Source organism: Microbacterium sp. NPDC089696, assembly GCF_044749125.1.
Taxonomy (GTDB): Bacteria; Actinomycetota; Actinomycetes; order Actinomycetales; family Microbacteriaceae; genus Microbacterium.
The window spans coordinates 875879-900041 of the sequence record NZ_JBIVHF010000002.1; the positions used below are offsets into that span (position 1 = coordinate 875879).

20 protein-coding genes are annotated in these 24163 nt (G+C 65.4%); 5 read left to right on the plus strand and 15 right to left on the minus strand.

The genetic code is table 11. The annotated features are described in order from the left end of the window. Positions 1-133: 133 nt before the first annotated feature. The 5 genes from ACIPY8_RS14640 to ACIPY8_RS14660 all read right to left on the minus strand — a co-directional run bounded on the left by ACIPY8_RS14640 (position 134) and on the right by ACIPY8_RS14660 (position 5747). Positions 134-913 carry an NAD(P)-dependent oxidoreductase gene (locus ACIPY8_RS14640; protein ID WP_400819556.1) on the minus strand — a complete coding sequence of 260 codons (780 nt, stop codon included), beginning with the start codon at positions 911-913 and terminating at the stop codon, positions 134-136. Positions 914-1174: 261 nt separating this feature from the next. Further along, positions 1175-2488, minus strand: a complete 1314-nt coding sequence (locus tag ACIPY8_RS14645) for a PucR family transcriptional regulator (RefSeq protein ID WP_400819558.1) — start codon at positions 2486-2488, stop codon at positions 1175-1177. A gap of 54 nt (positions 2489-2542) precedes the next feature. Further along, the gene (locus tag ACIPY8_RS14650; protein ID WP_400819559.1) at positions 2543-3430 is read right to left on the minus strand and encodes a bifunctional 5,10-methylenetetrahydrofolate dehydrogenase/5,10-methenyltetrahydrofolate cyclohydrolase; all 888 of its coding nucleotides are present in this window, start codon (positions 3428-3430) and stop codon (positions 2543-2545) included. Next, positions 3427-4344, minus strand: a complete 918-nt coding sequence (gene purU, locus ACIPY8_RS14655; protein ID WP_400819561.1) for a formyltetrahydrofolate deformylase — start codon at positions 4342-4344, stop codon at positions 3427-3429. Before purU ends, ACIPY8_RS14650 begins: the two co-directional genes overlap by 4 nt. A gap of 17 nt (positions 4345-4361) precedes the next feature. Further along, on the minus strand, positions 4362-5747 hold the full coding sequence (locus ACIPY8_RS14660; protein ID WP_400819564.1) for a hypothetical protein: 1386 nt from the start codon (positions 5745-5747) through the stop codon (positions 4362-4364). A gap of 423 nt (positions 5748-6170) precedes the next feature. Here ACIPY8_RS14660 and ACIPY8_RS14665 point away from each other — a divergent pair, with 423 nt between their 5' ends. Further along, the gene (locus ACIPY8_RS14665) at positions 6171-6491 is read left to right on the plus strand and encodes a hypothetical protein (RefSeq protein WP_400819566.1); all 321 of its coding nucleotides are present in this window, start codon (positions 6171-6173) and stop codon (positions 6489-6491) included. Positions 6492-6757: 266 nt separating this feature from the next. On the opposite strand, the gene ACIPY8_RS14670 is transcribed toward ACIPY8_RS14665, so the two are convergent. The 6 genes from ACIPY8_RS14670 to ACIPY8_RS14695 all read right to left on the minus strand — a co-directional run bounded on the left by ACIPY8_RS14670 (position 6758) and on the right by ACIPY8_RS14695 (position 15732). Continuing rightward, on the minus strand, positions 6758-7798 hold the full coding sequence (locus ACIPY8_RS14670; protein ID WP_400819569.1) for a helix-turn-helix transcriptional regulator: 1041 nt from the start codon (positions 7796-7798) through the stop codon (positions 6758-6760). Between the two features lie 37 nt (positions 7799-7835). Then, positions 7836-9071 carry an acyl-CoA dehydrogenase family protein gene (locus ACIPY8_RS14675; protein ID WP_400819571.1) on the minus strand — a complete coding sequence of 412 codons (1236 nt, stop codon included), beginning with the start codon at positions 9069-9071 and terminating at the stop codon, positions 7836-7838. A gap of 309 nt (positions 9072-9380) precedes the next feature. Then, positions 9381-10640, minus strand: coding sequence for a multidrug effflux MFS transporter (locus ACIPY8_RS14680; protein ID WP_400819574.1), 1260 nt, complete (start codon positions 10638-10640; stop codon positions 9381-9383). 70 nt (positions 10641-10710) lie between these two features. Continuing rightward, positions 10711-11883 (minus strand): nitrate/nitrite transporter, encoded by a 1173-nt coding sequence (locus tag ACIPY8_RS14685; protein WP_400819577.1) that lies wholly within the window; start codon positions 11881-11883, stop codon positions 10711-10713. Between the two features lie 355 nt (positions 11884-12238). Further along, complete coding sequence (locus ACIPY8_RS14690; protein WP_400819579.1) at positions 12239-13537, minus strand: dihydrolipoamide acetyltransferase family protein; 1299 nt, start codon at positions 13535-13537, stop codon at positions 12239-12241. After that, the gene (locus ACIPY8_RS14695; RefSeq protein WP_400819582.1) at positions 13537-15732 is read right to left on the minus strand and encodes a thiamine pyrophosphate-dependent enzyme; all 2196 of its coding nucleotides are present in this window, start codon (positions 15730-15732) and stop codon (positions 13537-13539) included. Before ACIPY8_RS14695 ends, ACIPY8_RS14690 begins: the two co-directional genes overlap by 1 nt. 172 nt (positions 15733-15904) lie before the next feature. On the opposite strand from ACIPY8_RS14695, the gene ACIPY8_RS14700 reads away from it, so the two are divergent. From ACIPY8_RS14700 to ACIPY8_RS14710, 3 genes are read left to right on the plus strand one after another with little or no spacing between them, the layout of a single operon-like run. Continuing rightward, positions 15905-16465 (plus strand): VOC family protein, encoded by a 561-nt coding sequence (locus ACIPY8_RS14700; RefSeq protein WP_400819585.1) that lies wholly within the window; start codon positions 15905-15907, stop codon positions 16463-16465. 5 nt (positions 16466-16470) lie between these two features. Beyond that, on the plus strand, positions 16471-17154 hold the full coding sequence (locus ACIPY8_RS14705) for a GntR family transcriptional regulator (RefSeq protein ID WP_400819587.1): 684 nt from the start codon (positions 16471-16473) through the stop codon (positions 17152-17154). 48 nt (positions 17155-17202) lie between these two features. Then, complete coding sequence (locus ACIPY8_RS14710) at positions 17203-18579, plus strand: NADP-dependent succinic semialdehyde dehydrogenase (protein WP_400819590.1); 1377 nt, start codon at positions 17203-17205, stop codon at positions 18577-18579. Between the two features lie 108 nt (positions 18580-18687). Here the strand turns inward: ACIPY8_RS14710 and ACIPY8_RS14715 are convergent, their stop codons facing one another. Then, complete coding sequence (locus tag ACIPY8_RS14715) at positions 18688-19794, minus strand: alkene reductase (RefSeq protein WP_400819593.1); 1107 nt, start codon at positions 19792-19794, stop codon at positions 18688-18690. Between the two features lie 122 nt (positions 19795-19916). Here ACIPY8_RS14715 and ACIPY8_RS14720 point away from each other — a divergent pair, with 122 nt between their 5' ends. Beyond that, positions 19917-20273 carry an ArsR/SmtB family transcription factor gene (locus ACIPY8_RS14720; protein ID WP_400819594.1) on the plus strand — a complete coding sequence of 119 codons (357 nt, stop codon included), beginning with the start codon at positions 19917-19919 and terminating at the stop codon, positions 20271-20273. 88 nt (positions 20274-20361) lie between these two features. Here the strand turns inward: ACIPY8_RS14720 and lpdA are convergent, their stop codons facing one another. From lpdA to ACIPY8_RS14735, 3 genes are all read right to left on the minus strand, one after another. Next, complete coding sequence (lpdA, locus tag ACIPY8_RS14725; protein ID WP_400819597.1) at positions 20362-21759, minus strand: dihydrolipoyl dehydrogenase; 1398 nt, start codon at positions 21757-21759, stop codon at positions 20362-20364. A 74-nt stretch (positions 21760-21833) separates the two neighbouring features. Then, a complete protein-coding gene (locus ACIPY8_RS14730) occupies positions 21834-23135 on the minus strand; it encodes a M24 family metallopeptidase (RefSeq protein WP_400819599.1) in 1302 nt (433 codons plus the stop codon). After that, positions 23132-24157 (minus strand): NAD(P)-dependent oxidoreductase, encoded by a 1026-nt coding sequence (locus ACIPY8_RS14735; RefSeq protein WP_400819601.1) that lies wholly within the window; start codon positions 24155-24157, stop codon positions 23132-23134. Before ACIPY8_RS14735 ends, ACIPY8_RS14730 begins: the two co-directional genes overlap by 4 nt. Between the last annotated feature and the right edge of the window lie 6 nt (positions 24158-24163).

The following is a 24163-nucleotide window of genomic DNA, read 5'->3' on the forward strand; positions in this document are numbered from 1 at the left end:
CCCTCATACGATGTACGTCGCTTCATGCTACCTGGACGTAGACCGAGGTTATCGACTACCTCCGACGTTGCGATGTAGACGCGCGCGGCGAACGGCCATCGTTGAGTACGCTCCGAAATGGAGCTCAAGATGCTCAATCCCTGAGCGCACTGGTCCGCCCCACATGCAACGCCAAGTTTGGCAATCCCAAGAGCGGACTGTTATCGGGCAACGGCGGGTCGGACACAGCCACGTCAAGGGCGGCTCGCAGCCGACCACTCGCGACCTCTTGGACGAGCGCCTCCTGATCGAGTACCTCGCCACGAGCGGCGTTCACGACGAGGGCGCCGTCCGGCAAGAGCGCCAGCGCTTCACGGTCGATCATTCCGCGAGTCTGGGCGGTAAGCGGCATTAGGAGAACGAGGATGTCCGCTGTAGGCAAAAGTGCAGCGAGATCCTCCGTGCCATGAACGTCGTCGCGGGCGTGACGCCCCACCTTGATCAACTCGACGTCGAAGCCGCGCAACCGCTCCTGCAGTGCGCGCCCGACCGAGCCGTACCCCACCACGAGGATGCGTGTTCCGTCCAGGCCGTGGGTCTCCGCTCTGTGGACAACGCCCTGACGCGCGTCATCGATGAACGAGAGCAAGCCGCGCTGCATCGCGACCATCGCGGTGAGAACCCACTCTGACACCGCAGCATCCGGAATCCCCCGCGCCGTGCACACGGTGACGTCCGGGGGAATCCGATCAGCGTGAGACAGCAGACGCTCGTAGCCGGAGGTCATCAGTTGGATTACGCGGAGGCCTTCCATCCGCGAGATCGCCGCGTCGAAGTCGAACGGGACATAAGGCATCACCCAGAACTCGACGGATTCCCAGGCACCTGGCTCATCGCCAGGAGCCCACGAGTCGACAGTGACGTCATCCGACATGAGGCCGAGGAACGGGACTCCGTCCGGCGCGGGGACGAGGAGACGCGGGGCCAATCGCACTCAAGCATCCTACGCTCGTTCGTGAACATTACTCGGTACTCATCGGCCATCGCACGATGGCTCACCAACGTTTACGACGCTGACGAAAAGCGGGGACGTCACCCGACTGAGCAGAGCGCGCACGCAAGAAGTCGGGCAGGCCCGTGAATGTTCCACAGGGCGGAACGGGTGAGTCGCGCGCAGCAAGCACGGGAGGGAGGGTTAACTCTCCGCACTCCCGGTGATGTCCAGGTCGGATCGCACCACCCCCAGACCCACCACGTTGGCGAGGTGTAGGGCTGCCCACAGGACATTCTGGTCGTCCTTCACGCTTCGCCCCAGGAGCTCCTCCGCGCGCTGAACACGGTAGATCACCGTGTTCTTCGCAACGTGCAGCTTCTCGGCGGCGCGTGCTGGACTGCCATTGCATTCGAGGTACACGCGCACTGTTTCACGCAATGTGGCCTCCGACTCTCCGCCCAGCGGTCCGAGTTCGTCTCGCATGAACCGCTCGGCGGCGGCTGGGTCTGCCATGAGTGGTACCGCTAGCCTGAGGTCGTCGTAGACGACGACTCGATGCCCCGGTCCCGCGCTTGTGGAGGCGAGCACGATTCCTGCGGCGCTTGCGGCGTCCTGGTGGGTCCTGCGGAAGCCTTCGGTTCCGTTGGCCGGGTGCCCGATCGCGATGAGGACGCCGGCTGCACCGGGACCGTGGGCACGCACGTCGAGGCGCCGTCCGTGAGATTGCCCCCACGCCCACACGATGTGATCGTCAGCGGGGATGACCAGCGTGCCGGATGCGCCGACGCGCGCCATGATCTCAGCGGCGATGCGACTGAGCCGGGCGGTCGAGTCTGTGTGTCGCGTCTCGTCAAACAGGATCACGCCGAGGTGTTCTCTGCTAGGCAGTTGATAGCGCAGTGCACCTGTCGGGTCGCGGTCGGGGGTCGCACCGCGCAGCACCTGCGCGACGATCTCCGCCCTCGTGCCATCGAGGCTCGTGAACCAGGCTTGTTCCTCGGCAGTGTAGGCAGCGTTGCATGCGAGCGAGAATGCGCCGACATGGTCCATGAGGAACCGAGTGAGCTCGGACATCCCTTGCGCCTGGTCCGCGGGTGCAACGAGCTGCTGGAACTGCTCGATCAGCGCGTCACCGAACTGCGCGTGCGATGCGTGGGCCATGGCGAGCACGTCCTTGAGGGGCGTGCCGCGACGTACCGCCGCCGCCATCTGTCGCGTCATCTCGGGGGTGGTTGTCGTCGGGGCCGGTAGGCCTTCGGCGAGCGCGATGAGCGATCGCATGTTGACCGATTCTGTCGCGGGTTGAATGCGGCGCGCGGCTTCTGCGCGCTGAGCGTCGGGCACGTCGGGGCGAACTGCGGCGATGGCGTGTCGTTGCGACAGTTCGACGGCCCAGAAGGCGGGTTCGATCCCGATGGCCGCGACGGTCCGGTTCCAGGTCTCCGGGAGGCAGGTCGGCGTCAAGGTTTCCCGCGGCTGCGTCGGGCGGAGTTCGTTGACCCAGGAGCCGGTCATCGGCGTCCCTTCGACTGTGCGCGCTTGATAGGGTCCAGCACGACCTGACCCAGTCTACTGCCCGCTACTGGGGGCGTCCGGTTGGACGGTTCTTGCGTGAGCGGCTTCGGCAGCTTGTATGGTGTTGGCCAGCAGCCGGGCGATGGTCATGGGTCCCACTCCCCCTGGGACCGGTGTGACCCACCCGGCGACTTCGGCTACCTCTTCGAATCGGACATCACCCACGAGGCCCGTGTCGGTGCGGTGGATGCCCACGTCGATGACGGCGGCGCCGGGTTTGATGTGCGCGGCGGTGATGAGGCGGGGGATGCCCGCTGCAGCGATCAGCACGTCGGCTCGGGCGGTCACCTCGGCGAGGTCACGTGTTCGGGAGTGAGCGATGGTGACGGTGGCGTTACGTGCCAGGAGCAACTCCGCGGCGGGATGTCCAACGAGTTCTGACCGACCCACGATGACCGCAGCTGCACCTTCGAGGTTGATGCCCGTCTCGTCGAGGAGGTCGATCACTCCGGCAGCGGTGCATGGCCGCAGACCAGGTCGACCTCGTGCGAGAAGCCCTTGGCTGCCGGTGGTGAGTCCGTCCACGTCTTTGGCCACGGGTATGTGGTCGACGAGGCCGTGCCGATCGAACCCTGCCGGGAGCGGGAGTTGCAGGAGAATTCCTGAGACTCGTTCATCCTGGGCAAGGTCGTCCAGGACCGCGGCGACGTCGCCCGGGGACGAACTCGCGCTGAGGTGGTGATGGAAGTCTATGAAGCCAGCTTCGCTGGCTGCCCGGCGCTTCCGTCGCACGTAGACCTCGCTGGCGGGATTGTCACCCACCAACACGGTGGCCAACCCCGGCGCCAGTCCAGTGAGAGTCGTGAAGGCGGCGACCCGTCGGGCGGCCTCCTGGCGTAGACGTTCGGCGACGGCGGTTCCGTCGATCAGCCGCGCACTCACGATGCGAAGACGATGGTTGAGTTGCCGTCTCGGATCACCCGATCATCGGCATGCCAGGCGACGGCACGGGAGAGAACGGCCCGCTCGACGTCGGCCCCGCGGCGCTGGAGGTCCGTCGCGGTGTCGGCGTGTGTAACGCGCGCGACGTCCTGTTCGATGATCGGTCCTTCGTCGAGATCCTCGGTGACGTAATGCGCGGTCGCTCCGATCAGCTTCACTCCTCGCTCCTTGGCCTTGCGGTAGGGCCCGGCGCCGATGAAGGCGGGCAAGAACGAGTGGTGGATGTTGATGATGGGCACGTCCACTGAGGTGATGAAGTCGCTGGAGATGATCTGCATATAGCGGGCGAGAACGACGAAGTCCACGTTCCCGTGGAGGAGCCGTAGGTGCTCTTGTTCCGCTGCGTCCTTGTCTCCGTTCTGGACTGGCACGTAGAAGTACGGCACTCCGAACGCGCGAACCCGATCGGCGAGGTCTGGGTGATTGGAGATCACCATCTCGATATCGACGTTCAGTTCACCGCGTTGGCGGCGCCACAGCAGGTCGAGGAGGCAGTGATCCGTCTTTGACGCGAGGATCGCCACGCGCTTACGCGTAGCTGCCTCCGTCAGCTGCCAGTCCTGCCCGAACGCGTCGCGGACCTCTCGATCCAAGCGCTCCTCGAGTTGCGGTCGCACCGCATTGAGGCCTGGAAGTTCGAACACTGTGCGTTGAAAGAAGCGGCCGCCGCGCACTCCGGTGGAGTACTGGTCAAGAGCGACGATGTTCGCACCCGCCTCCGTAAGGACACGCGCCACGGCGGCAACGACTCCTGGGCGGTCTTCCCCCTGTACAAGAAGCCGGCCTTGCTGTCCGGTGTGTTCCGTGGCGCTCTCTGTGGGAGTGAGGGTGGGTGTCGCGACAGTATTGCTCATCGTGGCGTTCCCTCCTTTCAGATAGCTACGGCTGGGGAATCGGTGACTCCGGAAGGGACGGAGCTGAGGTCGTAGTCCTTATTGGACGGGAGGTCGAGGTAGGGGAAGCGCTCCACGGTCGCGCGGATGTGCTTGATGCGACCGCCGAAGTTGCCCCAATGGATCTCCACCTCGGTGCCGGGTTCGACGTGGGCGAGGTCGATGGTGGCGTGCGAGATCATTCGGCGGTAGTAGTACGAATAGACGGCGACAGAGGAAATGCCCACGGACTCCCCGTTGACCGTCACGAGGTCCGCGTGACCGCCCGCGGGTGAGGCCGGCGTGGTGGGGAATTCGAAGTGGCGGTACTCCTCGCCAGGTTCGAACTGGGAACGGAACACGTCAAGCACATCGTCTGAATCCCACACCAGCGTGACGGTCTTGCGCGTCGGGTTCTGAGACGCAGCGAGGACCGCGTCCCTTCCGATGAAGTCGTGCTCGTAATCAGCCATCCAACTCCAGTTCACGTCCTGCGGCGTGCGCAGACGGGCAAGCACGTTCTGAGGATCGATGCTTCCCGTGAAGAGGCCTGCGGCCACCGACGGATCAATCGGTTCACCGGCGCCAGCTCCGTACTCACTGTCAGCAGCGAATCCCGGGTCGCCGTTGGATGAGGGGAGGAAGTTGCACCCCATCTGCGGGAACCCGCCCTCGGTGTGATTCACGACATACGTCCGCCATCCGAGCCGCTTAATCCCGAACTCCTTCCCGGCGCGATAGACGATGTCATATACCGCGGGCCCGAACTCCAGGGGGCCGCGCAATTCATAAGCAAGCGTCTGGGCCATGCCGATACGGGAGAGCTCGATCTCCACGGCGGTGTCTGCCCCCGGGATCTCCACGCTGGCAATGCCGAGGAAGGGCAGGTCGCGGAGGTCCTTGCCGATGACGCGTTCCAGGATCTGAAGCGAGGCGGGGCCGGCTACCTGGTAAATGAACACATCACGGAAGGAGACCTCCACATCTAGCCCCAGCGCTTTCGCCTGGTAGGCGGGCCAGGACCCGGCAGCCATCTGGCGGAAGGTGTCCTCGGCGTCGCGGATGGCGAGGCCGTGATTCGCGATGAGTCCGTGCTCGTCAGGCATGACTAGGTGCTTGGACTTCCCGATGGGCCACTTGTAGACGTTGTTGATGCTGATTCGCGAGAGCAGTTCCTGCGCGTCAGGGCCACGGAAGGTGATCTCGGGCATCGCGCTGAGGTTTGAGGCGATGTACGCAGCGTTCTTCCATGACATCGATTCGGCCTTCCAGCCATCGCCCTCCCAGATGTGCAGTTCCCCCAGAACCTCCGCGTAGGTGTGGATGTCCGGGTATACGGGAACGTCTCGCACGGTGAGCTTCAGGGCTCCATCATTGGCGCTCATGTTCGTGTCTCCTGATCTGTCTTCTTTGTCAGACGAAACTCAAGCTAAGGTCGGGGGCCTCCTGGGCCTATCCGACTTCAGAACCGCAGGCTCCGGTTTGCGCAACACGGTTGATTCGCGGGCTGTTCGTCGACTCCGGCGTCGGCCCCATCGTCGGTGTTTGGATCGCTTTTCGGTCATGGAGGCTGCGCTCAGGGGATATGCGACGGAGCTCCGGGCATAGTTTCGAGCGTTTCAGCAACGATGCCGGCAACCGCCATGAAACCGAGGGGTCCGCATCATCGTGGATGCGGCGGTGATGACACCTCACCTCGTGAGCCTCCGCCAGCCCAACCGAAAGGCCACACATGGGTACGAACGAGCCTCAGAAACCCCTCCGACTCCTCCACGATCGCCGCCGGCTATATTTTCGCGTCCGTGTAAGTGACTGTCGGCTCCGGCTTTCTGGTTGCCCCTGGCACCGAACGGTTCGGTGCCAGGGCGGGACAATTCCTGACGTTCTTCACCGTCTTCGGTGTGGGCATGTTCTTGGCTTCGCCAGTGATCCTCTACGTGCTCGGACTGCCGATGCTCGCAGTTTTCGGCGGCGCGGGCCCCGTGCTGTACTTCGTGGTGCTGCCGGTGGCCGCCTTGTCGCTCAGCACACCCACCGTGGTCCTGCCACTCATCATCGGCCACATTGGCGGTGCTCGGCGATCTACGGCATCATGTTCGGGTGCTACGCGTTGGCCATCGGCGCGATGATCCCGGTGTAGGGACTGTTCTTCGATGAAACCGCCTCTTCCGTCGGCGCGATGATCCTGGACGAGCGATTGGGCTAGTCAGCCTCGCTGCAGTGAACGGCGCCTTCACGCTCGGCAAACGCCGAGAACCGAGAAGTGACACGGCAACCCCATCGTCCCTGAGTGCGAGTATCGGCACCACAACCTGAGGTTCGGGGCTCCTCGCTGACCACACGTGAGGAGCCCCACCGCTTGAACGGCTTACGCGCGAACTGAACAGCCACTCGTTCAGGCGGTACGTCCCAGAGAGAAGGTGAAGGGGGCGCTGCGGCGCTGTGTTTGCCGGGGTGTCTCTCCATAACGCCTCCGGTAGGCGGCGGCGAAGCGTCCGGCATGCGTGAAGCCCCACCGGGCAGCGGTTTCCCCGATGCTCTCCACCCCGTCGAGCAACTCCCGGTGTACGCGATACAGACGCACTGCACGCAGAAACGTCATGGGCGACACCCCCACTTGCTGCCTGAAGCCTTGTTGCAACCGTCGGCTGCCCACCCCGGCGACCTGCGCTATCTCGGCAAGCGTCCACTGATGTTCGGGTGCCTCCTCGAGCGCCTCGATGGCTCTCTTTACCGCGCTCCATCGGGCAGGTGCGGTGTCCCCGACCAGTTCGTCAGAATATTCGTGCTGCACCGCGCGGAGGATCGAGGACAGCACGAGACGCTCTAACTGTGCAGAATAGGAACGAGAACGATTGGCAAGACTGTCCTCCTCGTCGAGCTCCCGGATGAGAAGGTCCAGCGTGGACGCGAAACTCTGGCCGCCAGCAGTGGCAAGCTCCAGGACCAATTCGAGGCTGGGCAGCCCGATCGGTCTACCGAGTTGCGTGGACAGTTCGCTCTCCAACGATCCTGGATGTACCTGGACACAGAGGGCGCGCATACCCGCGGGCCACCGTGGGATCAGGATCGACTCGCGCGGGTGAATGAGGATGACCTTGTCGGTCGTCACGCTCACACGTCGGGCGCCGCAGAAGGAGGTCGTTTCGGCGTTGCACGCGAGAATGAGGTGATAGGCGTTCTGCGGAACGATGGACACCTCGCAGTCGGCGCCGAACTCAACGATCCCGAAAGTGAGGTGACTCATGCGCGCGCCTCGGATACCGGAGTTGCCGATGACTCTGCGGTCCCCCGTCGCTCGGGCTGTCGCTGTCACTCCCAGAATCTGCGCGAGTGCTTTTCCAGCGACCTCCACGTCCGGGCCGCGATAGAGCTCCCGTGAGGCCAGCAGGCTCCGATTGAGGAGCTCGCGTTCGGTATGCATTTCATCAGACATGTGGCACCGCCTTTCTGGCCTGCTGCGAAGTCCGCCGTCACTCGAGACCGAAATGCGCTTTCGCAAGCGAGGTGTAGAAGTGGGGCTTGTTCTCCTCAAGCTGTGTCTTCTGCATCTGGGTGGCGAGGAAGTAATCTTGCAGCGGCACCCCCTTACGAGCGACCGAGGAACCGACGGAGCGGAACAGAAGCTCGGTGGCCTCGTGAGCGAGCTGAATCGCCGTGTACAGCATGTTGCCGACCGCGAGCCATTCTTCGAGCGCGGGGTGGTCGTCGTTGAGCCACCGCTCCCCCAGTGACCGGAAGTCGCGGGCACCGGCGTAGACAACGGCTTCGGCCGCTTCGATCATGGCCCGTGCCTCCGCGTACACCAGCTGTGCGTCCGGATGCTTGTAACGCTCGACCTGCGGCGCGAAGGTCCGCTTTTTCGTGGTGATGATCTGGGTGTACTCGTCGAGCGCGGCCTTCGCCGCTCCCACCTGGATGCAGGCAAGCGTGCCCGCGTAGAGCGGTCCGATGTGTGCAAGGTAAAGGGGATTTCCAGTGGAACGCACCCCGATCGTCTCCTCGGGGAAAGTTGTGGCCTGCCAGTCAAACGGCACCGTGCGGTCGGCCGGCACGAATGCCCCTTCGATCTTCACGGTCTGGGAGCCGCTGGCGCCCAGGGCCATGGTGAGCGAGGAGTTCCAGTCATCGAGGACGGTGTAGTCCTCCCGCGGGAGAAGGGCGACGATCAGTTCAGGGACCTCGCCTTGGCTCTGTACGGCGGCGGTGACCATGGCGTGCGTGGAGTGGGCTACTCCGGATGAATATCCCCAACTTCCGGAGAGCAGGTAGCCGCCTTCGGTGGGAACCGCCACACCTCGCGAGCTGGCGGAATGGGAGGCGATGAACAGGCCATCGTCACCAAAAGCATCACTGACGACGGCCTCGGGGAAATAGGAGACTAATGGGATGGTGTGCGCGGTTCCGAGGGTGAGGCACCACCCGATCCCCGGGTCGCCGCGCGAGATCTCCACCATGACGCGATACTGAGTCTCGAGACTGAACTCGTATCCGCCGTACTTCCGCGGCTGTACCAGCCGGTAGAAGCCCGCCTTATCGAAGGTCTCGTGGATCTCGGTGGAGTAAGAGCCGTCCTCTGCGGCCTTGATCCGGTTGGCCCTGAGGAGGGGGCGAAGCGCCACGGCGCGCACGACGACCTCTTCCTCCGTCAGGCCAGGCTCGGGAACCTGCGCTCCCTTGCGCAACTCAGTGGTCTGTTGTGACGCCATCGTCGTATCCCTTCAGACTTCGTTCGACGTCGGACTCTCGGGGCCTGTCGCCAATGCCGGGTACCAGTCAAGTTCGGGGCCTGTGGAACCGCTCGCTCCCTGCGTCTAATCCCGCGCGGTGGGTTTGGACCATTGGTCCAACGCGAGCGGCTGAGAACATCACCTCGTGAACTGCGAGATTTTCCCGGGCATCGTTCGCTTGCGGAGCACGTCGAGCCCCGTGCGAGTCGTCCGCGAACGGCAAAAGTGTTTCGGAGGCTGGTGTGCGGACTTGTCGGGATGCCCCCGCGGGGGAGAGAGAGGCGAGTCTCATTTTCTGGGAAGGGCGAGCCCGTCTTCATCTCCGATGACTGTGGCCCGCAACGGTCGCACGACGAGCCAGAGCAATATCACAGCGATAGTGAGCGCGCCGCCCATCGCGGCGCCGACCGGAACGGCCGTTGACGTGCCAAAGAGCGCAAGTACCGGCACGATGAGGCTTGCCGAACCGAAGTTGATCGCACCAAGGAGCGCCGCGGCCGTCCCTGCTTCGGTGCCATGAGGGGCCAGCGCGGTCACTTGAATGCACGGCAGGCTGAGGCCTGCCCCCAGCATGTAGACACCGGCTGCGACCGCGACCGGGATCATGCCCAGGCGCGCGGACGCGCACACGGCAAGTGCCACACCTGCCAGGGCCATGGTGGGAAGCGACACGGTCAGAACCCTGGGTGCAGCGGAGGTCCGCATCAGCCGTGAGGCCACCTGCGATCCGACGACGAACCCGAGAGAGGTCCCGGCGAAGAGCAGTCCATACTGCTGCGCGTCAAGCCCGTAGACGTCCTGGAAGAGGAACGGTGATGACGACAGATAGACAAACATGCCCGAGAATACCAAGCCGCCGATCAGTGCGACGCCCACGAACTGACGGTCCGAGAAGAGTGCACGATACCTTCGAATCACCTTGTTGCCCCCCTTGACGCGTCGACGCGGCTCCGGGAGCGTCTCGGCGATGAGTACCGCCGCAAGCAGAACGATCACGACGCCGTAGACGGCGAGAGCGATGAAAAGGCCTTGCCAGTCCAACAAGCGCAGAAGTTGCGAGCCCACGACGGGAGCGAGAATCGGAGCGAGGCCGGTCACCAGGGCGAGCCTCGAAAGCACGCGTACGAGCCGCTGGCCTGCAAACAGGTCCCGCACCGTGGCCATCGCGACGACGCTGCCGCCGGCCGCGCCGACGCCTTGCAGGATGCGGAGGCAGAGCACCCACGTGAGGTCCGGCGCCAAGGCGATCCCCACACTCGCGGAGACGTGGATGCTTGTTGCGATAAGGAGCGGAAGGCGGCGACCGACGGCGTCACTCCATGGTCCGACGAGCAGCTGACCCAGCGCGAACCCTGCCATCGTCGCGGTCAGTGTCAGCTGGATGGCGGCATCGTCCGCATCGAGCGCGGCGGCGACCGCGGGGAGGGCGGGAAGGTAGAGATCGATGGTGAGCGGCCCCAGCGCGACGAGCCCCCCGAGGATCATCACGTAGAGTACGCGTGATCCCCGGGAGAGCCTGTCACCGGGATAGGCCGAGGATGAAGTCATGCTTCCTGTCTTGGTGACGGTGACGAGATCGGTCGTGCCGCTGTTGCGGGTGACGCGCGAGTTGGTGCGCTTATGCCGCCGGTGACGGCACAGCGTCTGACGCCACGGCCTGAAGTTTGCGGCGCCCGACGAGGAATCCCGCGATCACCACGAGGAGCCCGACGAGCCCGAGTCCGCCGGCAAGGACCATCGCGCCCGTGTAGGAGCCGGTTCGGTCGAAGAAGAGACCCCACAGCGGGAGCATCAGTCCGATCCCGAGAGAGAATGCGCCATAGACGGCGCCGTAGATGACAGGGAAGCGCTCCTGTCCGACGCTGCGAACGATGATCAGCGGAAGGAGAACCGTGGGCGCCGAGAGGGACAGCGCGGCGATGGGTAGCACCAGAAAGAAGGCCACGGGGCCCGTCCCCCCTACGATGGCCAGCAGTGGCAGGCCAGCGAGATAGAGCACGCCGAAGACGACGAAGAGGGGAACCACGCCGAGCTTGTCATGGATGAATCCGAGCACCGGCTTGGCGATGAGCGCCCAAATAGCGTAATAGGAGAGCAGGAGGCCCGCGAGTGCGGGGTCGAAACCGAACGATGCGTAGATGGCCGCTTGAACATTCGAGTATGCGGCTTCGAACGCGAAGAACAGCGCGGCGATGACCATCAGAATGAGCACACCCCAGTACCCGGTCATGAGTCGGCGCCGGTCGGGTGCGTCGACGCCGGGTTCGTTGACGACCGCCGGCGGATTGCGCAGGAGCAGTCCGGCGCCGATGACCGCGCATGCGAACACGATCACCGCGCTCAGGAGCATGCCGCCGGTGAACCCCCCGACGGTGATGACGGGCGGGTAGAGCAAGCCCCAGAAGATCGAGCCGAGCGAGGTGCCCATGGCGGCGACGCCGAGCATGGTGCCGCGGCGGCGGCCCGGGAACCAACCAGTTACGGTCGTGCTGCCTGCGAGGAGCGTCGAACCGGCCATCCCGATGCCGAACGGCACGGCGGAGATCAGGAGGACGATGCCATTCGGTGCAAAGGCGGCGAGGACGAGGCTAGCCGTCATGATCACTCCGGAGATCAGTACGACCCTCCGGACTCCATAGGCCACCATCAGGCGACCCGCGAGAGGTGAGGCGACGAACAGCACCACCCCGAAGATGGTGAAGAAGACCAGGAACTGTGCGGCACTCATCTGGAACTTCGCGCTGCCGGGCACGACAAGGAAGCCGAACGCGACGGTGACGGACATGTTCATGAACAGCAGGACGCTCGCGATGAGCGACAGACGCCTCGGCGTGCGCAGGCCGTCCTCGGCGTTCGGAGTTGGAGCATGGATAGCCATGGGTTGCCTTTCGAAAGAGCAGCCGAATCGACCTCCTCAACTCATCGGAGGGCGGTCTTCTCTGACCGCGACGCAGCATCGACATCGATGCCCGGCGATCCTGGAGCGATTCCACTCCCGGCTGCGGGGACCGCGGGGAGAAACTAGCAGTGTCTCCGTGCACGCTCTATCCGGTTCTGGTTGCGCTAGGTCCCGTCCGCGCAAGAACTGCGGTGGTGGCAGTAGCCAACCCCAAGCCCGGTTCGAGCAGTCAACCCAGACGCTCCGATCACAGCAGGATCTGGAATGGGTTCTCGATCCGCCTGACGAACGCCGCGAGCCACTCGGCGGCAAGCGCACCGTCGAGCACGCGGTGGTCTGCGGAGAGTGTCACCGTCATCACGGTCGCGGCCTCCAGCTCTCCGTCGTCGGTGACAACGACCCGCTTTGACGCGGCGCCGACAGCGAGGATCCCCGCGTGTGGAGGGTTGATGATCGCCGCAAACTCGGTCGTGCCGTACATGCCGAGGTTCGACACCGAGAACGACCCGCCCTCCAGTTCTCGCTGCTTGAGCCGCCCCTCACGGGCACGGCCGGCGAGATCCCTCACCGTCGCACTGAGCGCACCGAGCGAAAGGCTGTGTGCACCGCGCACGACCGGTGTGAGCAGACCGTTGGGCACGGACACGGCAACGGCAAGGTCGACAGTGTCGAAGCGACGAATGGCGGTGTCGGTCCAGATCGCGTTTGCGTCGGGTACCTCTCGCAAAGCGCCCGCAACGGCCTTGAGCACGAAGTCGTTTACCGAAATCTTCGTCTCAGCCTGCTCGTTGACCCGGGCGCGCAACGCGAGCAGCTCGTCAACTCGGGTGTCCGCCTTCAAGTAGAAATGCGGCACTGTTGCCTTGCTCTCGGCGAGCCGGCGCGCAATCGCGCGGCGCATCCCGGTGTGCGGGATGTCCTTGAAATCACCCTCTGGCGCGGAGGTGCGCGGTTCGGTTCTGGCCACCGGATCCGCTTGCGCGGCGGCCGCTGGCGCAGGGGGCGCGGCGGTGTAGGCGTCGAAGTCACGGCGCGTGACGCGGTCGTTTGGGCCGGTGCCCGGGATGGCGCGGATATCGATGCCCTGTTCGGCCGCGAGGCGGCGCACGAGCGGTGTGGCAAAGACCCGTCCCCCAGCCATCGACGAGGCGTCCGCGGCCGGGGCCGCGGCGGGCTGCGGCGCGGCCCCGGGCTCGGGCGCGGCGGGGACATCTGTAGGGCGTGGCACCCCGGAGTGTTCGGGCGAGGCCGGCTTTTCGAGCGTGGGCACCGCCTCAGGCGCCGCGAGGGCGGTGTCGAGGGGCTCCCCCTCTGCGGCGATGACGGCGATGGGGGACCCCACGGCGATCTGCTCGCCGGCGGCGACGAGGAAGCCCGCGAAGATCCCGGCGACTTCGGTCTCGTACTCGACGACGGCCTTCTCGGTCTCGATCTCGGCGATCGATTGGCCGGCCGCGACGGCCTGGCCCGGCTCGACGAGCCATGCCTGTACGGCGGCTTCGGCGCCGCCTGCCGCGAGCTGCGGCATCCGGATCACGGTGGCCATCAGGCTGCTCCCCATCCCGCGCGTACGCGCTCCAGGCCGGCGGCGACTTCGTCGGTCTTCGCGATTGCAGCGCGCTCCAGCACTTTCGAGATCGACGGTGACGCCTCGCCGCCGGTCACGCGCTCGATCGGCTGGTCCAACCAGTCGAAGAATCGCCGGTGGAGCTCGTCGGCAAGCCAGCCACCATAGGAAGTTCCGCGGGCACCCTGCTCGACGATGAGGACACGGTTGGTCTTGCGGATCGACGCACCGATGGTGTCCCAGTCCAGTGAGGCACGGTCCAGCCAGCGCAGGTCGATCAGCTCGGCGTCGATCCCGGTCTGCTCGATGGCTTCGAGCGAGTGCTGCACCATCGACAGGTAGGTGAGCACCGTGACGTCCGATCCGGGTCGACGGATCGCCGCCGCCCCGGCCCCCGGCGCGATGATGTAGTCCGGGTCGCCGTCGGGCACACGATCGGGCTGCCCGTACAGGTCGACGTGCTCGATGACCAGGACGGGGTCATCGAGTGCGAGCGCCGCGTTAAGGAGACCGCGGTAGTCGGCGGCGTTCGACGCGGCGACGATGCGCCATCCTGCCGACGTGGCGAAGATCCCTGCCGGGTCCATCAGGTGCTGCGAGCCGTAACCCGATCCCATCGCGACCTTGGTGCGCAGCACGAGCGGCACCGTGTTGTTGTCGCCGAACATGTGGCGCACTTTCGCCACTTGGTTGAATACCTGGTCGGCAGCGACCCACATGAAGTCCGGGTACATGAACTCGACAACGGGCCGGATGCGCCCGTCCAAAGCCGCGCCTCCGGCGAAGCCGAAGAATGCGTTCTCGCTGATCGGCGTGCCGACCACTCTGGTCTCGCCGTACTTTTTCACGAGGCCTTTGGTTGCTCCGTTGGTGCCCCCGTTGAGATGGTGCACGTCTTCACCGAGCACGACGATGCGGTCGTCCTCGCCCATGCGGCGGTCGAGCGTCGCGGCGATCGCGTCGACGAACTTGGTGTCCTCCCAGGGCCCGGCAAGGTCCACGGGTTCCAGACGCTTCCATCCGTCGAGCTCGTGTCCGTCCGAGCGGATGCCGCGGTCGACGACGGCTGGGTCGGGCCACAGCTCTGGCCTGATGCGGCGCTTCCCCGGGTCGTCTGGGTTCGACTCGAGGAGCTGCGTCACGGCGTCTGCGAGCGCGGCTTGCGCTTGCGCGCGCACCGACTGCACGGTGTCAGCGGCGATGAGCCCCAGCTTCCCGAGTTCGGCCGCGAGCCGGTCGAGCGGGTCGCGCGCGCGCCATTCGCCCTCCTCGTTCTTGGAGCGGTAACCGAACGCGCTGCCCGGGAACGGGCCGTTCTGGTGGAAGAACCGGTACACCTCCGCCTCGATGATGGCAGGCCCCTCCCCGGCGCGCATTCGTTCTGCTGCCTCCTGGGTGGCAAGGTGCACGGCGAGCGGGTCCATGCCGTCAACGCGCCACGACGGGATCCCGAATCCCTGGCCGCGCACCGAGAAGCGCGGGTCGGCCGTGACCTCGTCCGCGTGGGTCGAGACGGCGTACAGGTTGTTCTCGATGAAGTAGGCCACCGGCAGTTTCCACGCTGCGGCGAGGTTGAAGGACTCGAGCACGGAGCCGATCTGCGCGGATCCATCGCCGAAATAGTTGATCGTGAGGTCGTCGGTGCCGCCGAATTTCTGCGCCCACGCGTTGCCCGCTGCGAAGGGCGCGCCACCGCCGACGATGGCGTTGGTGCCGAGCGCACCGGCTTCGAGCCACTGCAGGTGCATCGAGCCCCCGCGCCCTCCCGAGAAGCCCTGGGCGAGCCCGAGGATTTCGGCGAGTGTGCGCTGCAGGACGGCCTGTAGGTCGGGCGAGACGAGCGCGTCGAGGTCGAGCGTTCCGGCCGAGACATGGCCGATGACCTTCGCGAGGAACTGGTGATGGCCGCGGTGTGAACCGTTGACGGCGTCGCTGGATCGTAGCGCGACGATCGAGCCGACAGCGCCGCCTTCCTGGCCGATACTCGAATGTGCGGGACCGTGCAGGAGACCTTCGCCGGCGAGCTCGAGCACGCTCTCCTCGAACGCACGGATGAGGTGTAGTTGGCCGAGCATCGTGCGAAGCAGTGTCGGGTCGGCTGCCTTCCAGTCAGCTGCAGTGGTCTCGAGCTGGACCCAATCCACCCCGGTCTGCAGTCGCTTCCGTCTCGGCATCATCGCCACCCTTCGTGATCCGCGCCGTCGCTAGCGCCAGGCATCACCGTAGACCGCTATTGGATCCAAAGCAAGGCTCAAAACCCGATCTATCTGGACTTTGCCGATAAATTGCGGCAGACTGGATCCAATTCGCCCCGATCGAGGGGCTCACCGCGATGAGGAGGTCGGAGTGCCCATCCCTGGAGTCCACGGCACCGATCACATCGGCTTCACCGTCCCGGATCTCGATGAGGCCGAGAGTTTCCTTGTTGGCGTCCTCGGCGCCGTCCGTGTGTACACGTTGGGGGCCAAACGTGCAGACGACGACTGGATGAGCCGCCAGATCGGCGTACATCCGCGCACCGTCATCCGGGAGATCCGCTTCTACCGGTTAGCGAACGGCTCGAACTTCGAGGTCTTCCAGTACGACGCGGCCGACGGTCAGGCCCCGCAGCCACGCAACAGCGACATCGGCGGCCACCACCTCGCATTCTATGTCGATGACATGGACGCCGCGGCCGCGTACCTGCGCACGCACGGCGTGGACGTGATGGGCGAACCCGTGCGGTCGGCCGGTGCGTCAGCGGGACAGCGCTGGCTGTACTTCCGCGCGCCGTGGGGAATGCAGTTCGAACTGGTGAGCTTTCCGGCTGGCAAAGCCTACGAGACTGACACGGCGCTGCAAGACACACCCGGCACGCTGCTCTGGAACCCCGCACCATCCCCGCAACCGGACCTTCTTGCACAGTGAGCGACATGACAATCGACACCACTGAGGCCACAAGCACCTCGGGCCACGGCGCAGCCGGAGCGCGTATCGCTGACGGCCTCCGAGACGCCATCATGAGCGGCGCCCACCCACCCGGCACCCGCATCCGACAGGAGGACCTCGCAGAACAGTTCTCGGCGAGCCGCGTACCGGTGCGGGAGGCCCTGCGCATCCTTGAGGCCGAAGGACTCATCACGCGCGTCGCGAACGCCGGCGCATGGGTCACCCAGCTCAACCTCGCCGAGTGCGCCGAGCTGTACCGCGTGCGTGAGCGGCTCGAGCCGCTGCTGATCGCAATGAACGTGCCCTTGCTCTCCCCCACAGATATCGATACCCTCGCCGAACTCGCCGAACGGATGGAGTCGGCCGCGACCGCCGAGGACTTCCTCGCGCTCGACCGGGCATTCCACCTGGCCACCTACGCCGCGGCGGACACAACGATGCTGCGCGAGACCGTCGTCCGACTGTGGAACCGCACACATCACTATCGCCGAGCATTCACCCGTGTGGCGCGCGCCCAGGGCGAGGACGCCGCCGTGCACCTAGACCATCGTCTACTCGTCGACGCGATCCGCCGCGGCGATGCCGACGAGGCCGAGGACGTGGTACACCGGCATGTCCGACGCACCAGAGTCGAGCTGGAGCGCCACCCGGAGATCTTCGACGACTGACCACCACCCCGGCGTAGCCGGGACCCACTGAGACACCAGGAGGCATCGATGGCGATCGCGACCATCAATCCGAGCACCGGCGAAACCGTGCGAGAGTTCGAGCCGCACGACGCGGCCGAGGTCGAACGGCGCATTGCCGAGGCCGACACCGCGGCGCGGGACCTGCGCTCCACGACGTACGGACAACGCGCCGCGTGGATGCACGCCGCGGCCGACGCGCTCGAGGCCGACGTCGAGAACGGCGCCCGCATCCTCACACTCGAAATGGGCAAGCCGCTCGCGCAAGCGCGCGCGGAGGTGCTCAAGAGCGTCAAGGGCATGCGCTACTACGCCGACCACGCCGAACAGTTCCTCGCCGACGACCCGTTGCCCGACGCCTCCGTGGTCGGCGCCTCGCACGCATACACCCGCTACCAGCCGCTGGGCATCGTCCTGGCCGTGATGCCGTGGAACTACCCGTTCTGGCAGGTCATCCGCTTCGCCGCCCCCGCGCTCATGGCCGGCAACGCCGGGCTGCTCAAGCACGCGTCGAACGTGCCACAGTCGGCTCTGTACCTCGACACACTATTCGAGAAAGGCGGCTTCCCGGCCGGATCCTTCCGCACGCTGCTGATCGGAGCGCGCGAGGTCGACGCCGTCATCGTCGACAAGCGTGTCAAGGCCGTCACGCTCACCGGATCAGAACCGGCAGGGCGCGCCGTCGCTGCGACCGCGGGACGCGAAATCAAGAAGGCCGTGCTCGAGCTCGGCGGATCCGACCCCTTCATCGTCATGCCCAGCGCCGACCTCGAAGCGGCGGCAACCGTGGCCGTCACAGCGCGGATCTCGAACAACGGCCAGTCCTGCATCGCCGGCAAGCGCTTCATCGCGCACACCGACATCTACGAGGAGTTCGCACGCCTGTTCGCCGAAAAGATGGCCACGCTGGCGGTGGGCGACCCGTTCGACGAAAGAACCGACGTCGGGCCGCTCGCCACACAGAGCGGGCGAGATGAACTCGCCGAGCTCGTCGACGACGCGGTCGCCCGTGGCGCGACCGTGCTCACCGGCGGCAAGGCCCCCGACCTTCCCGGCTGGTACTACGAGCCCACCGTCATCGCCGACCTGCCCGACGACGCCCGCCTCGTGCTCGAGGAGGCGTTCGGTCCCGTTGCGTCGGTTTACCGCGCCGCTGACCGGGAGGACGCGGCACGCATCGCAAATCAGACTACGTTCGGGCTCTCCAGTGCTGTCTGGACGAACGACAGCCAAGAGGAAGCGTGGTTCGTGAACGCTCTCGACGCAGGCGCCGTGTTTATCAACGGTATGACCGTCTCGTATCCCGAGCTGCCGTTCGGCGGCATCAAAGATTCCGGGTTCGGCCGAGAGCTCGCCGCAGTGGGTATCCGCGAGTTCACCAACCTCAAGACAATTTGGAAGGCATGAACCGTACCCGGAGACAGTCAACGTGTCGGCTCCCCGGAATCACGTCAGCCGTCGATGGGTGCACCTGGCGGCCCGAGGCGTCGGAGCCCGGACCGCCAGCCGGATCACTTAGCCTCGCTCGATGACGGGGTAGTCGGTGTATCCCTCAGGTGTGAAGGCGTAGAACAACTCGGGGCGAGGGGTATTCTCCGCGTGCCCTGCGCTCCATCTCTCGACGAGATCAGGGTTCGCGATAGCGGCGCGTCCCACAACGACGGCATCCACGAGGGGCGACTGAATGAGCCGTGTGGCATCGTGATACGTGGTTTGCGAGGCGAACCCCGTGTTCACGAGCAGCGGCTTCCCGAACTGCTCCCGCAGCGTCTGGACGGTGTCCCCGAGGGGGTCAGCATGCACGACGGAGAGGTAGGCGAGACCGAGCGGGCGAATGTGATCCAGAACGCTGCTGTAGGTCGCCAGGACGTCCGCGTGATCGGTCTCCGTCGCGCCCTGAATGTTGTGCTCTGGAGAAACCCGCACGCCCACCCGTTCGGCGCCAACAGCCGCGGCGACCGCCTCGACGACCTCGACCACGAACCGGGCACGATTTTCAGGCCCGCCACCGTACTCGTCCGCTCGTTGGTTGGACCCGGGGGCGAGGAACTGATGCAGGAGATAGCCGTTGGCGGCGTGTACCTCGACGCCGTCCAGGCCCACGTCGATTGCTCGCCGTGCGGATGCAGCGAACTCGGCAATGACGGCGTCGATGTCCTCGAGACTCATCTCCTGGGGGATGAGGTAACCCTCCCTGCCCTTCTCAGTGAAGGCCTCACCTTCGGCGGCGAGCGGACTGGGGCCCAGCACCCGTCGCCCACCGTTGATGTTCGGGTGCGCGGTGCGACCGCCGTGCATGAGCTGCATCACGATGCGGCCGCCGTTGCGGTGCACAGACTCCGCGACTTTCTGCCATCCCTGAGCCTGCGCGTTGTTCGCGATGCCGGGTTGACCGACATACGCCTGCGATTCGTGGCTCGGGTATGTGCCTTCCGTGACGACCAGTCCGAATCCCGCCCGCTGCGTGTAATACTCCGCCATCAGCGCTCCGGGTACACCGCCCTGTTCAGCGCGCGTGCGGGTCAACGGTGCCATCACGACACGGTTGGGGAGCGTGATCGCTCCGAGACGGAGCGGCTCGAACAGCTCAGACGTCGTGGCATGGGTGGCGGTGGATGACATCAGCGTCCTTTCAATGGTTTCCCGAGTACGCGATGAGGGCCATGTCGACCCGCGCGTTTGTACGTGTTCAAGCGTACATGATCTACGCGTCGACGCGTACAATACTCGAGTAGCATGGTGAGATGGCAAGCCGCACGTCCATGCCCCTGGCGCATCCCCTGCTCGAGGACTTCGATCTGTTTCGCATCATGGGGGCACTAGCGGACCCTGTGCGTCGTGGCATCGTCGCGACCCTCGCCTCGAGCCCCGACCTGTCCTGCGGCGGCATCTATCGAGACGTGACACCTTCTGTCCTCACACGTCACTTCCGCCTTCTGCGGGAGGTGGGCCTGATCCGCCAACGGGATGTCGGGGTGACCCGCTACAACGTGCTGCGGAAAGACGACCTTGACGCACGATTCCCGGGCCTCATGGATCTCGTCATCCGCGAGAGCGCCGAGTACGCGCAGCCCGTCGACGCCAAGAAGGCGCGGGCATGAACGATTGAGCCCGTCACACGCTTCGGATCAGCGCGCCACTCCGCGGGCTGTGAGAACGAGCGCCCGATCTCTGTGAGCTTCGCGGCATCTACGTGTTGATGAAGTAACCCTGGAGGCCGTGGAAGCCGTCCTGCAGCGTCTCCGAGAGCGTCGGGTGCGTGTGCACGTTGCGGGCCGCCTCGAGGGCCGTGATGTCCCACTTCTGCGCGAGCGTCAGCTCGGGCAGGAGCTCCGATACGTCGGGGCCGATGAGGTGGGCGCCGAGGAGCTCGAGGTGCTCGGCGTCGGCGATGAGCTTGACGAAGCCGACGGGCTCGCCGAGGCCGTTGGCCTTGCCGTTGGCGCTGAACGGGAACTTCGCGACCTTCATCTCGCGGCCCTCGGCGCGCGCCTGCTCCTCGGTGAGGCCGAAGCTCGCGACCTGCGGCGAGCAGAACGTCGCGCGCGGCATCATCCGGTAGTCGCCGAGCGGCATCGTCTCGGCCTTGCCAACCGTCTCGGCCGCGACGACGGCCTGCGCCTCCGCCACGTGCGCGAGCTGCAGCTTCGCCGTGACGTCGCCGATGGCGTAGATGCCCTCGACGTTCGTGCGCATGAAGTCGTCGATCGCGATGGCGCCGCGCTCCGTGAGCTGCACGCCCGTGTTCTCGAGGCCGAAGCCCGAGATGTTCGGCGCGAAGCCGACCGACATGAGCACCTTGCCCGCGGTGAGCTCGCCGGGCACGCCGTCGTGCGACTCGTACGTGACGTGCACGGACGATCCGTTGTCGGTGACGGTCTTGACGGCGGTCGACGTGAGGATGTCGATGCCGTACTTCTCGTACTGCTTCTGGATCTCCTTCGAGACCTCGACGTCCTCGTTGGGGAGCGCGCGGTCGAGGAACTCGACGATCGTGACCTTGACGCCGTAGTTCGACAGGACGTAGGCGAACTCCATGCCGATGGCGCCGGCGCCGACGATGACGATGGACTCGGGCAGCTCGCGCGTGAGGATCTGCTCCTCGTAGGTGACGACGTTCTCGCTCAGCTGCACGCCCGGCAGGAGGCGCACGGTCGAGCCGGTCGCGATGATCACGTTGTCGAACGTGACCTCCGCGCTCGTGCCGTCCGACTTCGCGACGGAGATCGCCTTGGGGCCCGTGAACGTGCCGCGGCCCGCGTACTCGACGACCTTGTTCTTCTTCATGAGGTAGTGGATGCCCTTGACGTGCGTGTCCGCGACCTTGCGGCTGCGGTCGAACGCCGCGCCGAAGTCGAAGTGCACATCGCCCGAGATGCCGAACAGGTCGGCCTTGTGGGTGAAGGTATGGGCGATCTCAGCGTTTTTCAGGAGCGCCTTCGAGGGGATGCAGCCGACGTTGAGGCAGACACCGCCCCAGTACTTCTCTTCGATGATGGCGGTCGTGAGACCGAGCTGGGCGCTGCGGACGGCGGCGACGTACCCGCCGGGGCCCGCGCCGAGAATGACGACGTCGTAGTGAGCCATGGACTCCGCTCTCTGGTGTGGATGCATCGCGAGGCTCGGGACACCTATCCCCGTATCCCGAGCGTCGCGATGCCTCAGTACTCGTTCGCGATGAACAGATCTTGCGCCGGGAACTTCGTCAGGACCTCGGTGCCGTACTCGGTGACGACGACCTCTTCTTCGATCCGGGCCGCAGAGATGCCGTCCGACGCGGGGCAGTACGTCTCCATGGCGAACACCATCCCGGGCCGGAGCTCGACGGGGTCCCTCAACGAGTTCAGACGCGAAATGATCGGGCGCTCGTGCAGACCGAGGCCCAGGCCGTGCGCGAATTGCAGGCCGAACGCCGCCAGCTCGTTGTCGAATCCGAAGTCCTCCGCCTTGGGGAGCACCCTTGCGACATCGTCGCTTCCGACCCCGGGCTTGATGGCGTCGAGGGCCGCGTCCATCCACTCGCGGGCCTGCTTGTAGGCGTCGTTTTGGCTTTCGGTCGCCCAGCCGACACCGAACGTGCGGTAATAGCAGGTTCGGTAGCCGTTGAACGAGTGGATGATGTCGAAGAACGCCTGGTCGCCGGGGCGGATGATGCGGTCGGTGAAGTTGTGCGGGTGCGGGTTGCACCGCTCCCCCGAGATCGCGTTGATCGCCTCGACCTGGTCGGACCCGTATTCATACAGCCGCTTGTTCGCGAGCGCGACGATCTCGTTCTCACGCACGCCAGGTTTGAGCACGTCTACAATGTCCTGGTAGACCCCGTCGACCATGGCCGCAGCCTGGTTGAGCAGCGCGATCTCGTCCTGGTTCTTGATGACACGCGCGTCCAACATGTGCTGCTGGGCGTCGGCGATCCGGATGCCTTGACGCTGCAGCTCGAACAGGAACGGCGGCTCGACGATGTCCAGCCCCACGGGGGCGTCGGCGAGTCCCGCCGCCTGCAGCAGCGACTTGATCTCAGCGACCGCGGTCTTCATCAGATCAGCGCCGCCCTCGGGCGCGACCGCGCCCTTGAAGCCGAGGAACCCGGGTCGGTAGTTCTCCTCCGGCACCCAGTCAGAGAACAGTTTGTGGTGCTTCACAGCCGAGCCGAAGTCCCAGAGGATCGGTTCGTGGTCGCGGATCAGTAGCGCGTACCGGATCATCTTGTCCCCGAGTGCTCCGCCGATCCATGTCTGGGTCGTGTAGCGGATGTTGTAGAAGTCGAAGAGCAGGAATGCTCCGCAGTCGCTGGCTTCCAGCGCTGCCTTCGCGCGGCTCAGCCGGTACTCGCGCAGGCGGGCGAAGTCGACCCGGTGCTCATAGTCGACGCCGTTCTGGCCGAGCGCCATGAGCGGACGCACGTCGGCCGGCCGCTGGGACGGCCGTTCGAAGCGGCGGGTCGGTCCGTGGCTGTGGCTCATGCGCCGACCCCGGCTGGGTCCTCCGCCTCAAGCCCGTCGCTGACGTCGGCGTCCTCCGGCACGAGCTCGAGGCCCGCGCCCTTGGCAGCCGTGACGAGCAGAGTGGCGAAGTCTAGCTCGACGTTCCCGTTACCGACCTCCTGCGCGACGATATTCCGCGTGACTGAGGTGACGGGCAATGGCACACCGAGTTTGTACCCCGCGTCGAGGCCGAGATCGAAATCCTTCTGCAATAGGACCTGCGTGAACGTCGGCGTGAAGTCGAGGTTCACGAACGCGGGTGTCTTGTACTTCGTGAATACCGATCCCATGACGGAGTCGTTCAGGAAGTTCAAGAACGCCTCGCGCGCCACACCGCCCTTCTCTACCAGCACGGTGATCTCCGCGAGCGTCTGGGTGACAACGCCCAGCATGATGTTGTGCGCGATCTTCACCAGTCGTGCGACCTCGCCGTCGCCGACGTACGTGACGCTGCGGCCGAAGTGTTGCACAACCGGCTCGACTTCGTCGAAGGCCTCGCGCGGCCCCGACACGGCGACGGTCAGTTTTCCGGCCGCGATGACCGCGGGATTGCCTGACACCGGTGTCGCAAGCAGGTGGGTGCCGCGCTCCGCGGCCGCCGCACGGAGGATCTCACTCGCCTCGACGGACACGGTCGAGGAGTCGGCAATGATGCGCGGCGCGTGGTCGGGGTTGGTGAGAAGGCCATTCGGGCCGGTGGTGACCGCGGCGAGGTCTTTTGGTGCGGACACCATCGTGAAGACGATGTCGCGGTCCGCGAGATCCGCCGGGGTGGACACTCTGCGCGCCCCTGCGTCCACGAGCGGCTGCGCCTTCGAGGCGGTCCTGTTGTACACGCTGACGTCGTACCCCGCGCCCAGCAGTCGCTCGACAAGTTGAGAACCCATCCTTCCGGTACCGATCCATCCGACTGTCGGTCGTTTGTGCGTCATCATCGCCTCCTGAGATTGCAAACGTTTGCTGTGAGCGTACTCATGAGAAGGCGACGTTGAGACAACCACTTCTGA

Excerpts from the sequence above, each read along its gene's own strand:
- ACIPY8_RS14640 (WP_400819556.1), bottom strand. The coding sequence starts at position 913 with ATGTCGGATGACGTCACTGTCGACTCGTGGGCTCCTGGCGATGAGCCA.
- ACIPY8_RS14645 (WP_400819558.1), bottom strand. The coding sequence starts at position 2,488 with ATGACCGGCTCCTGGGTCAACGAACTCCGCCCGACGCAGCCGCGGGAA.
- purU (WP_400819561.1), bottom strand. The coding sequence starts at position 4,344 with ATGAGCAATACTGTCGCGACACCCACCCTCACTCCCACAGAGAGCGCC.
- ACIPY8_RS14660 (WP_400819564.1), bottom strand. The coding sequence starts at position 5,747 with ATGAGCGCCAATGATGGAGCCCTGAAGCTCACCGTGCGAGACGTTCCC.
- ACIPY8_RS14670 (WP_400819569.1), bottom strand. The coding sequence starts at position 7,798 with ATGTCTGATGAAATGCATACCGAACGCGAGCTCCTCAATCGGAGCCTG.
- ACIPY8_RS14675 (WP_400819571.1), bottom strand. The coding sequence starts at position 9,071 with ATGGCGTCACAACAGACCACTGAGTTGCGCAAGGGAGCGCAGGTTCCC.
- ACIPY8_RS14680 (WP_400819574.1), bottom strand. The coding sequence starts at position 10,640 with ATGACTTCATCCTCGGCCTATCCCGGTGACAGGCTCTCCCGGGGATCA.
- ACIPY8_RS14685 (WP_400819577.1), bottom strand. The coding sequence starts at position 11,883 with ATGAACATGTCCGTCACCGTCGCGTTCGGCTTCCTTGTCGTGCCCGGC.
- ACIPY8_RS14690 (WP_400819579.1), bottom strand. The coding sequence starts at position 13,537 with ATGGCCACCGTGATCCGGATGCCGCAGCTCGCGGCAGGCGGCGCCGAA.
- ACIPY8_RS14695 (WP_400819582.1), bottom strand. The coding sequence starts at position 15,732 with ATGCCGAGACGGAAGCGACTGCAGACCGGGGTGGATTGGGTCCAGCTC.
- ACIPY8_RS14705 (WP_400819587.1), top strand. The coding sequence starts at position 16,471 with ATGACAATCGACACCACTGAGGCCACAAGCACCTCGGGCCACGGCGCA.
- ACIPY8_RS14710 (WP_400819590.1), top strand. The coding sequence starts at position 17,203 with ATGGCGATCGCGACCATCAATCCGAGCACCGGCGAAACCGTGCGAGAG.
- ACIPY8_RS14715 (WP_400819593.1), bottom strand. The coding sequence starts at position 19,794 with ATGTCATCCACCGCCACCCATGCCACGACGTCTGAGCTGTTCGAGCCG.
- ACIPY8_RS14720 (WP_400819594.1), top strand. The coding sequence starts at position 19,917 with ATGGCAAGCCGCACGTCCATGCCCCTGGCGCATCCCCTGCTCGAGGAC.
- lpdA (WP_400819597.1), bottom strand. The coding sequence starts at position 21,759 with ATGGCTCACTACGACGTCGTCATTCTCGGCGCGGGCCCCGGCGGGTAC.
- ACIPY8_RS14730 (WP_400819599.1), bottom strand. The coding sequence starts at position 23,135 with ATGAGCCACAGCCACGGACCGACCCGCCGCTTCGAACGGCCGTCCCAG.